The following is a 15573-nucleotide window of genomic DNA, read 5'->3' on the forward strand; positions in this document are numbered from 1 at the left end:
AAGATGCGCCCCCACTCATAACGACCGCTCTAAAAAGTCGAACAGTTTTTGACGGTACTCCGTCTGGAATGATTCGTGTGACGCCACGTGTCCGTCATTGTCGGTCACCCAGAGCTCGATCCCGTCATTTTTCTCCACCAACTGCTCACTTTCAGACACTGGGATGGCGTCGTCGCCTTTCCCGTGAATGAGCAGGATCGGGGCCTCAATTTGAGCGACATCGTCAATCGGCTTCACGATATCCGCGTCAAGGCCAGTGAACCACGGCGTCACGGTCATGATGACCGGTGTGAACGGGAAGTTCGGCAAATCGCTCCATATCGGCAGATTCGTCTCGAGATAACCGCGAAGATCGCTAAACGGACTGTCGGCGATGACGGCCGCGACATCCATCTCATCGGCTGTCGCGAGTGCCGTCGCCGCTCCCATCGATACGCCGTATAAGACGATCGGTCCATCCGTCCGCTCATTCGCAAAATCGATGGCCGCCATCAGGTCCGTCTGTTCTTTCGCCCCGACCGTCACGCGATCGCCTTCCGAGATGCCCGAGCCACGAAAATCAAACGTCAAAAACTGGTAGCCTTGCTCATGGAACTCAGGGATGAGTTCTTTCAGCGGCAAGTCGGACTGCTCGCGGTTTTTTCCATAACCATGGGCGAAGACGATCGTCGCCCGTGGCGTCGGATGAGGGATCCACCAGCCGTACAGGTCGCTGTCGTCCTCTGCCTGGATCGTCACGTTCTCATATTTGATGCCGAGCGCCTTTGGCGTGAACGTCAACGTCTCCCGCACCGGTGACGTCAATTGGTCGCCGATATGGGCCGAGATGCCGACGACGGCCAACATGGCGACGATCACCACGACACTTACCGCAATTCCTATATATTTTCCCCATCGACTCATCGCCCGACTCTCCTTCATCTTCAAAATATTGCCCGATCGTTTCATCGGAGCCAGCTCCGTAACGCGATCAAGGCGTGTTGCACCGGCTCCCATGTCGACGCCGGGATCAAGTAACACGTTGCTTCATGGATCACGAACGTCTTGACGTCCGCCCGCTTGACGATGTTCTCCCCGATGGCACCGAACGGGTCGCTGTTGACGTCCGTATGTTCGAACGTCTTCCACACCCGCTCGCCATTCTCGTATAAGGCGCAACCGAACTGCTTCACCGGTCCGTCGATCCCATATTCGGCATAATGCCATAACGTCGTCGCATCGAGCGGCGACCCGAGATGGAGGATACGAGCGTCTCGTTCAATCATTTTTTCGATCGGTGACCCTGGTCCGAATCCGATATCGGTCGTGTGATTCGCGACCAGTTGCTCGGCGTCACGACCCCAGGCCGCGACCGACCACATCGGATGCTCGCTCCGGTGTACGTCCGGATACGTCCGGAACAGCTCGGGGACGCGGCCCATGCCGCGAGTCGCCGTTTTCCGTTGATCAAAAGCAGGCATCTCGGCTCGGATTTCGTCCCACCACTCGCTTGGGACGGGCGGCGCCTCCCATTCGGCCGGGTCGGAGTTGTCCCCACTTTGAGTCGCCATCATGATGAGCCCGGTCGGCCCGACGACGTCTTGTAACGCTTCGATCACCGCCTCCGGTCCGCCGCAAACCCACCCGAGCTTGGATAACGAGCTGTGCACGAATAATGATTCCCCCGACTTGATGCCGCTCTCGCGCAACCGGGCGACCAAACTTGATCTTGTTTCCATATGTTTCATCGGTTTCACTCCACAACGAGCTGGATCGTCGACCCGCTTCTTGATTTTTTCACTTCGATCCGCGCATCGACGCGGTCTTTCAACTCTTGGACGTGGCTGATGACACCGACGAGACGTCCGCTCGACTGCAGCGACATCAACAGTTCGATCGCCTGGTCGAGCGATTCGGCGTCGAGCGTCCCGAATCCTTCGTCGATGAGCATCGTCTCGAGACTGACACCACCGCTCAGTTGCTGGACGACCTCGGCCAACCCGAGCGCGAGGGCGAGCGAGGCTTTGAACCCTTCTCCACCCGACAAGTTTTGGACGCGCCGGGATTGTCCCGTATAGGCGTCAAAGACCAATAATTCGAGTCCAGATTTTGCGTTCCCTTTCGCCGTCTCGACTTTTCGCTCGAGTTGGAACTGCCCACTCGTCATCAGATCAAGATGAATGTTGGCCGCATGTAAAATCTGATCGAAGAACGCCGTCTGCACATACGTCTCGAACGTCAGTTTCTGTGGGTTCAAACCACGACCCGTGTCGGCGATCAGTTTGACCGTCTCGAGATTACGTTGCTCGTCTGCGGTCTGGTCTCGAAGCCGGTCCCATTCCGAAATGACATGGCGATGGCGCTTCAATTGGCTGTCCGCATTGACGAGTTGTTCCGCCAATGCGTCGAGACTTGCCTGCGCTGTCGTCAATCGGTCGTTTAACAGAACGAGATCCGGTTTGACCGCATCACCGATCTTGTCGGTCAATGCGTTGAAGCCATGTTCGAGGCGGATCCCGTCTGCCTGTTCTTCCGCGAGTTGTTCTTGCAGCGACGACAACGTGTCGATCTGTTCGACGTGTGTCAAAAAGACGTCACGGCTCAATTCGTTTTTCGCTAGCGACTCCTCGAGCTCGGTCTCGGTCTGGTCAAAACGTTTCTGCTCGAGGTCGAGCCGTTCGTTCAGAAGCCGCAAACGTTCTGCTTCGGTCCACTTCAAGCGTGTCACGTCTTCGAGTTCGCGTTCATACTGCGCGATAACTTGCTGCAGTCGTTCGAGCCGCGTCGATTGCGCGTCACGTTCGGCTTGCAGGTGTTGCAGCGAGGCCGCGTCCGGTTGCCGCATCGCTTGCAGCCGTTCTTGGACGGCTTGCAACCGCTCGAGCAATTGCTGCCGTCGCTCCGTCAGTTCGCGTTTCTCTTTCTCTAATCGTTTTAGTTCTGTCATGACCGTGCGGTACGTGCGTTCCGCTTGAGCACGCGCCCGCTCTTCATCTCGAAGCGAACGGATGAGTCGCTCTTGCAGAGCGGTCGCCTCTTGAACCGACCCGGGCAAGTCGAGTGCCTGTCGTGACGATTCGAGTTCGTCTCGGACTTCTTCGGCCTGTTGCTTCAACGCCCGGTAGTCCGCTCTCGCCTCGTGCAAGGCCGCCTCATATTGTTTCAGCGTCTCTGTCGCGGCGACGAGCTCGCCTTGGTCACTCGTCACCTCGTGCGACGCGACCGTCCCATGGGTCCGCGATCCACATACGGGACAAGGCTCACCGTCGACGAGCGTCGCACTGAGCTTCTGTGCCCATAACGCCTGCTCTTCATGCATGAACTGCTCGACGATATCCGACTGGGCCTTGTGACGCCGTTGTGCTTCCTTGCCGTTGCGCTCGCACGATGCGAGCCGCTCCGTTACAGCTTGAAATCTTGCCTCGAGTTGCGCGTGTGCCGTGAGCCGGTCATACTTCCGTTCAGCTTCGACGAGACGGTTCGGTGTCGTTTCCTGTGCGAGCTCTGCTGACAACACCTCTTCCTGCCGTCTCAGTTCGGTTAAACGAGAATCGTCCTTGAAGACGGCGAGTTGGTCGGTCAAGCGTTTCAACTCGTCTCGCTCTGTCACGGCGGTCTGCCATTCGTCCACGAACGGAAGCATGTCATCGATGGCTTTCAGACGGGCGGTGATCGTCTCGACTTCTTGCTTCGAAGTCGCGATGCGCTCCGTCTTGGCGTGGAGCTCGTCTAGTTTGCTCGCGTATTGTGTCAACCGTGTTTGAACACCGTCGATGTCATGATTTAGCCGTTCAATATCTTGTCGATTCGCCAAGTAGCGATCGTATAACGGTCGGACACGGCTTGATGCCTCCAACCGTTCAATCAATCGGCGGCGCTCCACCCGGTCAGCTTCACCCGATTTGTAGCGTTCAAGGGCGCGTGCCTGCTCGTCACGTTCGACGAACAAACGGACGAGCGCGTTCGCCTGTTCGAGTTCGCTCCGTATCGCATCGACCCGTTTCGATTGTACGTCCCGTTCGCCTCGTAACGACTCGGTCGCCGTCAGCAGACGCTCTTCTCTGGCCTCGAGCCAGTCCTGAATCTCCGGCAAGTTACGCCCGGCGACGGTTTCGATGTCATCGTCTTCAAGTTCGAGCAGCTTCAAGCGTGTCGTCTCGGTCGCCCACTCGACTTGTTTCCGGTACTTGCCATACCGCTCGACCCAATTCTCTTGAAACGCTCGATACGCCTCGGTCTTAAAGATCGACTGGAGGATCTGTTGTTTCTTCATCGAGTCCGAGTCGAGTAGTTGGCGGAACTGGTTTTGCGGGAGCAGCAGGATTTGGCTGAACTGCTCATAATCAAGTTGCAGCAACGATTCGATCTGCTGCTCGACATCCCCGACTTTCGTCGCTAGCGGTTTCCAGCTGTCCGCCCATTCATAGAGGACGGCCTCATGCGGGATCGGTGTCTTATTTTTCGGGTGCGGTTGTTGGGGCTGGCGGACGATCCGGTACCGCTCCTCACGAATCGTGAATGAGAAATCGATCTCCGTCTTTCGTTCCGGTTCGGCGTATTGGCTTCTAAAATCGCTGGCGTTCCGGAGGGCACCGCTCGCCCGTCCATACAAGGCGAACGTCATCGCGTCAAAAATCGTCGTCTTGCCGGCGCCGGTTCGTCCACTGATGACGAACATCGAGCGCCCTTCAAGCTGTGTGAAGTCGATCTGTTCCGTCTCGGCATAAGGACCGAATGCGGTGATCGTCAATCGTTCAGGTCTCATATCGGTCCATCTCCTTCCACGAATCGTCGTACCGTCTCATCGGCGTCTCGGCCATGGACAGCTTTAAAAAACTCCATATAGACGTCCTCGATTGACTGCCGTTCGAGCGTCTCACGCTCGAAGCGGGACGTCTCGTCTTGGCGGCGCAACAGTTCAAGCTCGAGATGCAAAATGTTCGGATAGACGGTCCGCAGTTTCGCCATCGGGTCGAATAACGCAGACTCGTCGGTCAAGACGATTTTCAAGTAATCATCCGTTTTCTCGTCTTGATAGAACACCGGATCGAGTAGTTCATTCAACGTGCCCGTCAAGATGCGCAAGTCGCGTCTTGCTTGAAGCGGACGACGGCGGCGCGTCCATCCTCCGTCCCATTCGATGACGTCGACCGATTTCACGTGGTTCGCCTCAGAGAATGAATATTTCATGAGCGAACCGCTATAGGCGATCTTATCATTGCGGAGCGCGTCGCGGTTATGGAGATGGCCGAGCGCCGTATAACCGAACGGTTCGTATAGTCCTTTGGCGACTTGTCCGGCCGTGCCGACCGACAGTTGCCGCTCAGAGTCGGTCTCGAGACCGCCGGCGACGAAGCTGTGGCCGATCCCGACCGCTCGGGCATCGATGGAACCGAACGATTCGACGACGGCCGTGAGCGCGTCGTGATGGGTCCGGATCGTCTCGTCTTGCAGCGTGTAGCGGATCCGGGCCGGTTCTAAAAACGGCATCAAGTAAAACGGGATGCCCGCGACGATGATCGGTCCCGCACCCGGCTCATACTTCCCGACGATATGGAGCCCGACTTTCGTCAACAGTTTCGAACTATATTGGAGCCGTTCGGCCGAATCGTGGTTGCCGGCGATTGCGAGCACGGGGATGTTCCGCTCGAGCACGAGCGCTTTCCACATCTCATCGAGCAAATCGACTGCTTCAACCGGGGGAACGGACCGGTCATACAAGTCCCCGGCGACGATGATCGCGTCCGGTTGTTCCTCGTCGACAATCTGTAGAAACGATTCAAATAAAATGATGCGTTGATCTTCTGTCATGTGGCGGCCGTGGACGATTTTTCCTAAATGCCAATCGGCCGTATGTATCCATTTCATTCGTCCTCACCTCTATTTCTATTCTAGCATTTTTCACCGTAACGGTTCGACGTCTTGACACTTGTTTTCGAAACAGCGACAGTTAATAGGAAAGGGGGACGTTCGATGGAGTCCACAACTACTTGGCAAGCTTTCCTTCGCTTGTTCCGAGTCGCCAAACCGCCGAAACAATTGTTTATCGGTGCCGTATTGATTTCTTTAGTCCAAGCGATGGCGGCCCTCGCCATCCCGCTCATTTTGCAACGTGTCGTCGACAATTGGAGCGAGGCCGTGCTCGACGCCCGGCTCGTCGCCATTTTTGTCGTCGCTTTTCTCGTCCAAGTCGTCTCGAGCGCCATTTCCATCTATTGGCTACATATCGTCGGACAACGCGTCGTCGCCAATCTCCGGACGACGTTATGGGAGCACCTCGTCGCGTTGCCGATCCCGTTCTATGACGGTGTCAAATCGGGGGACCTCGTCTCACGCCTGAACAACGATACGACGACGCTGCAACAGCTGTTGTCGGAACAGAGCGTCCGCCTGCTCACTTCGTTCGTGTCGGTCATCGGGGCCGTCGGTATCTTGTTCACGCTCGACTGGCAGATGACGCTCGTCATCTTGTTCTCGGTCCCGACGACGCTCGTGATCGTCATCCCGCTCGGCCGCAAACTTCGAACGATCGCCAAGAAGACGCAACACGAACTTGGCGGGTTGTCTGGATTTTTCGCCGAGCTGCTCGGTGAGATCCGGCTCGTCAAATCACAGGCGACCGAACGTGAGGAAGTCGCCGAAGGGAGCCGGCGGATTGAACGCTTGTTCGATTACGGTGTGAAAGAAGGACGGATCCAAGCGATCTTGATCCCGCTCTTGAACGTCACACTGACGGCGATGCTGATCGCCATCCTCGGTTTCGGGGCGTACCGTGTCTCGACCGGGGCGTTATCGACCGGGGCGCTGCTCGCTTTCATGCTCTACTTGTTCCAAATCATCACCCCGCTCATCACGATGACAGAATTTATCACGCGCCTGCAAAAGGCTCGCGGCGCGACCGAGCGCATCTCTGAACTGCTCGCGGTCGAACCGGAACGTTACGCCGCTGCCACGGAACACATCCAACAGTCGACACTGACGTTCGAGGACGTCACGTTCCGCTATGATGAGCAACCAGTCATCGACGCCATCTCGATGACCGTGCCGTTCGGGGCGACGACCGCGATCGTCGGACGGAGCGGCGCCGGCAAGACGACGCTGTTCGCGCTCGTCGAACAGTTTTACGTTCCATCGTCGGGGCGCATCCTTTATGGCGACCGCGACATCGATTCGTACGGTCGCGACAATTGGCGGCAAGTCATCGGCTACGTCGCCCAAGACTCGCCCGTCCTCTCGGGAACGGTCCGCCAGAACATCTTGTACGGCCTGAAGCGTGACGCGACCGAGACCGAGATTAAAAACGCCTGTGAGATGGCGAACGCTTGGTCGTTCATCGAGGTGATGCCGAACGGGCTCGAGACCGAGATCGGTGAACGCGGTGTCCGTTTATCGGGTGGCCAACGGCAACGGCTCGCCATCGCCCGGGCGCTGCTCCGCGACCCCCAAATCTTGTTGCTCGATGAAGCGACGTCGAGCCTTGATTCAGAGTCCGAGCGTGTCGTCCAAGAGGCGCTCGACCGGCTCATGCGAGGACGGACGACGCTCGTCATCGCCCACCGCCTCTCGACCGTCCAACACGCCGATCAAATTATCGTCCTCGAGAACGGAGGAATCAGCGGACTCGGTACGCACAAGACGCTGCTTCAAGACAACGAATTATATGAACGGCTCGTTAAACAGCAACTACTAGGAGGAAATCAACCATGAAGACAATCGGATTTATCGGACTCGGCGTCATGGGTCAATCGATGGTCAGAAACTTAATGAAGGCAGGCTATACCGTCCAAGCGTACACGCGGACGAAAGACAAGGCCGCCGACCTGCTCGCGGAAGGTGTGACGTGGTGTGACTCCATCGAAGCGGCGTGTCAAAACGCCGATGCGGTCATCACGATCGTCGGCTATCCGTCAGACGTCGAAAGCATCTATTTCGGTAAAGGGATGATTCTCGACTCCGCCGAACCCGGCACACTCGTCATCGACATGACGACGTCGTCACCGAAGCTCGCCGAACGAATCGCTGAGGCCGCGATCGACCGCAGCCTACTCCCGCTCGACGCCCCGGTCACGGGCGGCGATGTCGGCGCCAAGGACGGGACGCTATCGATTCTCGTCGGCGGTGGCGAATTCGCGTTCACGAAAGCAATGCCGCTGTTTGAAGCGATGGGGCAAGCGATCGAACGGATGGGATACGCCGGGAGCGGCCAGTACGCCAAACTCGCCAACCAGATCGCGATCGCCGGCATCATGATGGGCAACGCCGAACTGCTCGCCTTCACGAAGCGTGCCGGGCTCGACCCCGATCAATTGCGCCAGACGATCCGTGGCGGCGCGGCCGGCAGTTGGACGCTCGAAAACCTGGTACCTCGCATGATCGTCGCAGATTATTCCCCAGGCTTCTTCATCAAACACTTCATCAAGGACATGGCGCTCGCCCTCGAGAGCGCGCAAGAGTTAGGTGTCAAACTGCCGAGCCTCGAGCTCGCATACCGACTCTATTCGATTTTAGAAGAGAACGGATATGGTGAGAACGGGACGCAGGCGCTCATCGAATACTACATGCACCAGGACGTTTGAATCGACGTTGTTGTGGAATTAGTAGTACAGAAGGGAGTGATCATGATGCCTTGGAATATGAAAGATTATCCAGAGTCACTGAAAAACTTCGACCCGCTCGTCAAAAAGAAAGCGATCGATATCGCCAATGCCCTCATAGCTCAAGGGTATTCCGATCAAAAAGCGATACCGATCGCGACAGAACAGGCTAAAAAGTGGCATGAACATGCGACGAATGAAGAGAGACAAGACTTTAAGGATGCGCCCGATCCACAGAAGACGGATCGGCACGGATCATAAAAAAACCACGGTCGGCTGAGATTCAGCCGGCCGTGGTTTCGTTTGCTTGTCTTTCTGCTTTGATTTCAAGGTAGAGCCCGCCGAGCGCCGTATGAAGATACGGCTGGACGAAGATATAGGCGATCCCGCCTGTCATGAGGACAAGCACGTACCAACCGATAAAGCTTGCATACAGCCTGAGCATGATCTGTTTTTTCCCGCGCATGAGGCGTCGGCTCTCACGCATCGCCGTGAACGCCGTCAGTTCGGGCTGATCGCGCAGGATGAACGGGACCATTCGATACGTCAAGTAAAACCAAACGCCCGGGACGATCAAAAAGAGCATGAGCACGTTCAGTCCAAGATAGAACACGGCGTAATACGTGACGGCACGGACGTAGTCTTTAACGGACCCGAACGACTCGAGCAAAAGACCGAACCTTGGTTTTTCCGCTTTGGCGATGTCGAGGAAAATCCAGTTTCGTCCCATTTCGAGCGGGGCGAGCAAGACGGTCGCACCGTACAAGAGACCGATCGAGACGAGCATGACGGACGGGTCCGTCGATGACAAATCGAGTTGCGTCGTGATCATCGCTTGAACGAGCATCGTCGAGAGCACGGCAAGGAGTGAGATCCCCCAGTTTCCGGACAACATCCGGAGCGCAAATTGTTTATAGACTGCTGATTGCATGACGTCACCTTCATTATCGTTTTTTTCATTATAGCAAAAAAACAGTCATCCGACTGTTTTTAGCGTGTCATTTGCTCGAGCAGGTTTTGAAATTTCGCCTCGTCGAGTCTCCCGTCCGTCCGAACGCCGTTGCCGACATGGACGAAAGGAACATCGAGTCGGGCGACGAGTTGAGCGACGTTGTCCGCCGTGATCCCGGCTCCAGGCAGTATCGTCATCGTCGCCGTGTCCCGCATCGCTTCGAGACGTTCGATCCCTTCAACGGCCGTCACCGCTCCCCCGGACGTCAAAATTTGATCAACTTCCGGAAATCCGTTCAACACGTCCAGCGCTTGAATGAGATCAGCCGCCTCGTCGATCGCCCGGTGGAACGTGAGCGCCATGTTACCTTTATGCTTGATGACCTCGCCGAGCAGCCGTTCATCGATTCGTCCGTCTTCCGTCAATGCGCCGAAGACGATCCCGTCGGCCTCGAGCTCACGGCATAGCCCGACATCCGCCAAAATCGTCTCACTATCATCTTCGCTGTAGACGAACGAGTCGGTATGCGGCCGGATCATGACGTGGACAGGGATCGTGACGTTCTCCAATACGTTACGGATCGTCCCGAAGCTCGGGGTCGTCCCACCGGCACGCATATCGGCAATCAGTTCGAGCCGATTCGCTCCGTATCGTGCCGCTGCTTTCGCTTCGTTTAACGTCGTGACGATGACTTCGATCATAAATGACTCCTCCTTTAGTTATGGAGCGAAACGCCATTCGACCTCGTGTTCGGCCAACGTCCGCTTCCAATCGGTCGGTTCTGGAAAATCTGAGATAATCGTCGTCACCGTCGAGAAGTCGGAGACACGATATCGTTTCTGTTGATTGAACTGGGTGTGGTCGGCGAGCAGATAACACATGCGGCTCTGCGTCATGACGGCTTGCGTCACAGTCGACAGCCCATGGGCGTCACACGTCAGCCCGAGCGTCGCGTCGACCCCTTCGACAGACAAGATCGCCATATCGAACACGTACGCTTTCAGTTGTTGAAGCACTTGTTCGCCGACGGTAACGAGATGTTTCGGGTCAATCGTACCTCCGAGCAATTGAATATCGCCCGTGAACACACCTTTGGCCCGCTGCTCGAATAGCGCTTTCGCGACCATGAGTGAAGGCGTGACGACCGTCAAGTTTCGCCCACGGAGCCTTGACGCGACTTGCTCGGGGGCGACACCATGCCCGATGTAGAGCAGCATGTCGTCTTCGACAAGTTGAAACGCCGTATAGGCGATGCGACGAATCCCGTCCATGTTCGAAATCGTCATCGGCTGGAACGAGACGCTTTGATGCAAGACGGCTCCCCCGTATACCCGTTTGATGCGATGTTCTTTCTCAAGCTCTTCTAAGTAGCGGCGAATCGACTCCCCAGAGACGTTCAACCGTTCGATCAGTTCACTCGTCTTCACTTTACCTTCCCGCTCGATCCACTCGACAATCTTTTGTTTACGTTCTTCTCCAATTAACGACACAAGCCTGCCTCCTCCGCAAAAATCACTTCCTCTCTCATTTTAGCGAACGGATGTAAATTTAACGTAAACTGAAAGTAAAGAACGGGCAAATCCAACACTTTTTTCATTCTTTATAGCAAAAATCCACGGAAATCCACAACAATTGGTCGGTCGTTCGAAATCGTTTCGTCGCAAACGACAAAAACCGAACAGAACCTGATAGACAGGTCCCGTTCGGCAACATCTTTATTTTTTCTTTTGGAACAGCGGCACTTTCGGTTCGGTGCCCGCGCGGATCCGTTGCCAGTTCGTACGGTGCTTGATGATGATGAACAAGGCGAGCGGCACGATGACGATGAGCGGCAACCAATCTTTCGTGATGACGCTATACGTCACGACCGTCACGAGTCCGACGGCTGACGCCGCCATCGACGAGAGCGACACCATCTTCGAGATGAGGAGCGCCACGATAAACGTCCCGACGACGACGAAGAAGAACCATGGGAACGCCGCGAGTAAGATCCCGGCGCTCGTCGCGACCGATTTTCCGCCTTTGAACTTGGCGAAGATCGGGTACGAGTGGCCGATGATGGCTGGAATCCCTGCGAGCAAGAGACTCATGTCGCTCCCGAACAGGAGCGGCAACAGCGCCGCGACCAACCCTTTTCCCATATCTCCTAACAATACGAGCGTCCCCGCTTTTTTTCCGAGCACGCGGAACGTGTTTGTCGTCCCTAAGTTCCCGCTCCCATGCTCCCGCACATCGACTCGATAACCGAGCTTTCCGACGATGAGCGCAAATGGGATCGAGCCGAGCAAATAGCTGACGATGATGATCATCACTTCTGTCATGTAAGGCATCGCAATTCCCCTTAGTCCATTAATTGCTCGAGGTAGCGCTCGAACGGAACGTTCGCTTTATGAACGTTCGTCGCATGGTCTACCCCGATATATCGTAAGTGCCACGGTTCATACATATAACCGGTTTCCGCTTCGTAAGCACGTTGGTAACGGACGATAAACCCGTACTTGTGTGCATTGTCGGCAAGCCACTTGCCCTCTGTCGTCTGTTCAAGCTCTTGCGTCAGTTGATAACCGACCGATGCGCTCGAGACGTCGATCGCGAGCCCTGTCTGATGCTCAGAGTGTCCCGGAGGCGCCGAGTACTTCATGGCCTGCTCCTTGCCGTCACGCGCGACGTAGGCGTTGAACAACTGCACTTGATACGCATACGTCCGGAACGCGCTCGTCCCTTTCAAGTCAATCCCGGTCGCTTTCGCGTCCTTCATGAGTGACTCGATGGCACGGGCCGCTTCTTTACGCAACATTCTACGCTCACCGGTCGCCGAATCGACGAAATCGATGTTCGCCGGCACCAAATCGGCCGGTTGATAATCACTCGGCAAGGCAATCTGTTTATTGACGAGGACAAGTGCGTCCAACTCAAGGTTTGCTTGCCCGTTCAATTCGATCGGTTGACTCGGGTCGTCTGGTTCGGCCACTGGTTCTTCCTCGACCGGCGGCTCTGGTTCGGTCGCCGGTTGTTCGTCCTTATCCGTTTCGGCCGGCTCTTCTGCTTCCGGAGCTGGCTCTGCCGGTGCCGTCTCGTTATCAGTCGGCGTTTCCGCCGGCTTCTCCGTGTCAGACACGGTCGGTTGCTCTATCGGTTCGTTCGGATCAGCTTGTTCGCTTGTCGTACATCCCACTAACGTGAGCGTCAAGGCGCAGCACACCATCAACATAGATGGTTTTCGCATGCGATCTTCCCCTTTCTTCATACAAAAAAATACCGTCAAGATATGATACCACACTGACGGTACAAAGGAACGACTGTTATTGAACCGGGCTCAAGACTTTCAAATACATATTGTGCCATGCCGGGAATTCCCGATCGAGCCGGATCGGCTTGAAATCGCCGCGCTTCACGACGACATGCGTCGTCTTCGCGGTCCCGACCAAATCGTTGTTTTGGTCGGTCAACTCATATCCGTAGACGGTACGGATCTTCGAATAACTGTCGACCCAGACGCGCACGTTGACCGTGTCTCCGAACGTGACGCTCTTCTTATAGTCGACCGTCACGTTCGTCACCGGCGACACGAATCCGGCCTGTTCCATGTCTTTATATTCCACTCCGAGTTGTCGTAACAACTCGGTTCTCGCGATCTCAAGGTAGACTAAATAATTCGCATGATAGACGATCCCCATCATGTCCGTCTCTTGGTATCGTACAGGAATCTGAATCGTATGCATCAAATCGCCCTCTTTTCAGTATACAGTATATTATAACTTACTATTAATATCTACTACTAAAATCTGATTTAACTCGCTATCTTCGGCGTTCTCGGCGATGAGCCGGTACGATTGCCGGGCGATCGCCTCATCGACGAGCGACAGCGCTGTCCGTGCGTTCGGTTTATCTGCATGCTTCAGTCGTTCGGCCAGTGCGGCTTCGACACCGTCCCCGAACGCATAACCGAACTTCTCGGCATAGCTGTTCGCGATTTGGGAAAGTTGGGCGAGTGAATAGTCGTCGAACTGAATCGTTCGTTTGATCCTACTGCTCAGTCCTGGGTTCGAATCGATCAACCGGCGCATCGGCGCCTCATAGCCCGCCAAAATGACGACGAGGTTCTCCCCGTGCTTCGGCATCTCGTCGACGAGCGTATCGATCGCTTCGCGTCCGTAGTCGTTCGGACCGCCGTTCAAACTGTACGCCTCATCGATCAGCAATACCCCGCCGAGCGCGTCGCGGATGGCTGCTTTCGTCTTTTGAGCCGTCTGTCCGACGTAGCCGCTGACGAGGTCGGCACGGCTGACGACTTTCAAATGTCCCCGTTTCAAGTAGCCAGTCTTCTTCAACAACTGAGCGTACACGTGCGCAAACGTCGTCTTGCCGGTACCGCTGTTGCCGACAAGCGCGGCGTGAAGTTGGACCGGAGCCGTCTTCAGCCCGAGCTCGCGCCGCCGTCTTTGAATCGTGATCAACGCCTCGATCTCCTGAAGCTGTCGTTTCGCTTCTTCCATCCCGATCATGTCATCAAGCGTCGGAGCCGTGCCATCTTCGCTCGTTGCCTCTTCAAAGTCGAGCTCTGTCAACAAAGCCATCTCATCGAGCGGGGCGTCGGCACCGAAACGAGATCCTTTTTTGAACATCGCATCGAGCAAGATGTTATGGACGGTCCGGGCGTTCCCGAACGTCGCATCGACTCGTTCCCGGTCAATCCGGGCGATGAGGGCGCGCTTGGCATCGGTCGTCAGCACATAGTTGTTCTCCTCGGCCACTTTCTCACCGATCGCGACGAGCTCTTCGTCGCTGTAGTTCGGCAGCTCGTAATGGTTCGATTCAGGGAACCGCGACCTGAGTCCTGGATTCGCGAGTAAGAAGTGGCGCATCTCTTCCGGATAACCGGCCAGGATGACGACGAACTTTCCGGCATATTCCCCGCTCGTCATAGCGGCGACGAGTGTGTCGATTGCCGATTGTCCATAATCGCTCCCGCTCGCATCTTGCCGTTTGAGCGCGTATGCCTCATCGATGAACAAGACGCCCCCTTCGGCTTCCTTGACTTTATTCATGACTTGTTCTTCCGTCTGGCCGACGAAAGCACCGACAAGGCTCGAACGGTCTGCCTCGATAACATCAGGCCGTCCGAGAAGACCGAGCTCGAAATAGATCTCGGCCATGAGCCGGGCGAGCGTCGTTTTGCCGGTACCGGGGTTCCCTGTGAAGACGAGATGGAGCGATGGTTGATGTTTCGACGAGAAGCCGGCCTTGTCCCGTTCTTTTTGGAACAACAAGAACCGATACCACGCTTTTACCCGCTGCTTCACTTCCGTTAGACCGATCATCGACTCGAGCGACTCGATCGCACTCGAACGGACCTCCCGTGGGCGTTCCGGCAACAGCTCGCAAATCGCATCGATCCGTTGTTTGACGAGACCGACCCGCTCACCGAAACGACGGAACGCCTCCCGGCTGAAGTAGTTGCCTTGCATCGACGCGAGCAGTGACGCGGTGTCATCTTCGAGTGACGCGACTTCTTGCATCGCTTCGATGACGACCTCGAACAAACGCTCCAATTGATCTTTGAACTCGGAGTCCCGCAGATCTGACTTGGCCCGTTCGATTTCGTCGTGTAACCGATCGAGCTGATCGAGCAGTTCGGACGTCTTCGCTTCGTATTCGGTCAAAATTTGGACTTTCATCGAGGCGTAGTCGGCTTCGCGAAGAGTCGGCCAGTCGACATGGAGCGATTGTCTGAAGCGGCGCAACTTCTCATTCAGTTGGCTGACTCTCAGTTCGGCCGGTAAGGCGCCGAGCGACTCGAGTTCCTTCACCCAGCGATTGAGGAGCGGATCGATCGTTTGGTTGTGCTGCAACCGTCTCGTCGAAAGCAGTGTCAACGTCCGGATCAACTCGTCGTTATGCTCTGTCGCACGCGACCAGTGGGCATAGGACAAGAGCGCCGCTTCATCGACCTTGTCGCCTTGTTCCCACCGTTCCAAGTCATGTTGAACTTGTTCCAAATGGATTTGTTTCATAAAGTTCTCCCTTTCAGACGACAAAGGAGCCGAC

At 55.9% G+C, this 15573-nt stretch carries 14 protein-coding genes; 3 read left to right on the top strand and 11 right to left on the bottom strand.

Annotated features, from left to right (window positions below):
- Window positions 1-15: 15 nt before the first annotated feature.
- Genes EVJ23_RS00410 through EVJ23_RS00425 form a run of 4 tightly spaced genes read right to left on the bottom strand, consistent with a single transcriptional unit; the run spans window position 16 to window position 5847 of the window.
- Entirely contained in the window at window positions 16-903 is an 888-nt protein-coding gene (locus EVJ23_RS00410) for an alpha/beta hydrolase (protein ID WP_131463607.1), read from the bottom strand.
- Between the two features lie 41 nt (window positions 904-944).
- Window positions 945-1727, bottom strand: coding sequence for an AAC(3) family N-acetyltransferase (locus EVJ23_RS00415; protein ID WP_201738342.1), 783 nt, complete (start codon window positions 1725-1727; stop codon window positions 945-947).
- A 5-nt stretch (window positions 1728-1732) separates the two neighbouring features.
- Complete coding sequence (locus tag EVJ23_RS00420) at window positions 1733-4744, bottom strand: AAA family ATPase (RefSeq protein ID WP_131463611.1); 3012 nt, start codon at window positions 4742-4744, stop codon at window positions 1733-1735.
- The gene (locus EVJ23_RS00425) at window positions 4741-5847 is read right to left on the bottom strand and encodes an exonuclease SbcCD subunit D (protein WP_131463613.1); all 1107 of its coding nucleotides are present in this window, start codon (window positions 5845-5847) and stop codon (window positions 4741-4743) included. The genes EVJ23_RS00420 and EVJ23_RS00425 overlap by 4 nt, the downstream gene beginning before the upstream one ends.
- A 105-nt stretch (window positions 5848-5952) precedes the next feature.
- On the opposite strand from EVJ23_RS00425, the gene EVJ23_RS00430 reads away from it, so the two are divergent.
- Genes EVJ23_RS00430 through EVJ23_RS00440 form a run of 3 tightly spaced genes read left to right on the top strand, consistent with a single transcriptional unit; the run spans window position 5953 to window position 8834 of the window.
- Window positions 5953-7686 (top strand): ABC transporter ATP-binding protein, encoded by a 1734-nt coding sequence (locus EVJ23_RS00430; protein ID WP_131463615.1) that lies wholly within the window; start codon window positions 5953-5955, stop codon window positions 7684-7686.
- Window positions 7683-8555, top strand: coding sequence for an NAD(P)-dependent oxidoreductase (locus tag EVJ23_RS00435; RefSeq protein WP_131463617.1), 873 nt, complete (start codon window positions 7683-7685; stop codon window positions 8553-8555). Before EVJ23_RS00430 ends, EVJ23_RS00435 begins: the two co-directional genes overlap by 4 nt.
- A 57-nt stretch (window positions 8556-8612) precedes the next feature.
- Window positions 8613-8834 (top strand): DUF2188 domain-containing protein, encoded by a 222-nt coding sequence (locus tag EVJ23_RS00440; RefSeq protein ID WP_370454204.1) that lies wholly within the window; start codon window positions 8613-8615, stop codon window positions 8832-8834.
- A gap of 22 nt (window positions 8835-8856) precedes the next feature.
- Here EVJ23_RS00440 and EVJ23_RS00445 read toward each other — a convergent pair whose 3' ends face one another.
- The 7 genes from EVJ23_RS00445 to EVJ23_RS00475 all read right to left on the bottom strand — a co-directional run bounded on the left by EVJ23_RS00445 (window position 8857) and on the right by EVJ23_RS00475 (window position 15539).
- Complete coding sequence (locus EVJ23_RS00445; RefSeq protein ID WP_070327163.1) at window positions 8857-9504, bottom strand: DUF975 family protein; 648 nt, start codon at window positions 9502-9504, stop codon at window positions 8857-8859.
- A gap of 59 nt (window positions 9505-9563) precedes the next feature.
- The gene (locus EVJ23_RS00450; RefSeq protein ID WP_131463621.1) at window positions 9564-10226 is read right to left on the bottom strand and encodes a copper homeostasis protein CutC; all 663 of its coding nucleotides are present in this window, start codon (window positions 10224-10226) and stop codon (window positions 9564-9566) included.
- 18 nt (window positions 10227-10244) lie between these two features.
- Window positions 10245-11015 carry a DeoR/GlpR family DNA-binding transcription regulator gene (locus tag EVJ23_RS00455; protein WP_131439717.1) on the bottom strand — a complete coding sequence of 257 codons (771 nt, stop codon included), beginning with the start codon at window positions 11013-11015 and terminating at the stop codon, window positions 10245-10247.
- 225 nt (window positions 11016-11240) lie between these two features.
- Window positions 11241-11855: a glycerol-3-phosphate 1-O-acyltransferase PlsY gene (gene plsY, locus EVJ23_RS00460; protein ID WP_370251742.1), complete on the bottom strand. Its 615-nt coding sequence runs from the start codon at window positions 11853-11855 to the stop codon at window positions 11241-11243.
- A gap of 11 nt (window positions 11856-11866) precedes the next feature.
- Complete coding sequence (locus tag EVJ23_RS00465) at window positions 11867-12751, bottom strand: M15 family metallopeptidase (RefSeq protein WP_236633377.1); 885 nt, start codon at window positions 12749-12751, stop codon at window positions 11867-11869.
- A gap of 76 nt (window positions 12752-12827) precedes the next feature.
- Window positions 12828-13247 (bottom strand): acyl-CoA thioesterase, encoded by a 420-nt coding sequence (locus tag EVJ23_RS00470; protein WP_071397620.1) that lies wholly within the window; start codon window positions 13245-13247, stop codon window positions 12828-12830.
- Between the two features lie 30 nt (window positions 13248-13277).
- On the bottom strand, window positions 13278-15539 hold the full coding sequence (locus EVJ23_RS00475; protein WP_131463625.1) for an AAA family ATPase: 2262 nt from the start codon (window positions 15537-15539) through the stop codon (window positions 13278-13280).
- Between the last annotated feature and the right edge of the window lie 34 nt (window positions 15540-15573).

The sequence above is a fragment of the Exiguobacterium sp. SH1S1 genome, assembly GCF_004337245.1.
GTDB classification, from domain to species: Bacteria; Bacillota; Bacilli; order Exiguobacteriales; family Exiguobacteriaceae; genus Exiguobacterium; species Exiguobacterium aurantiacum_A.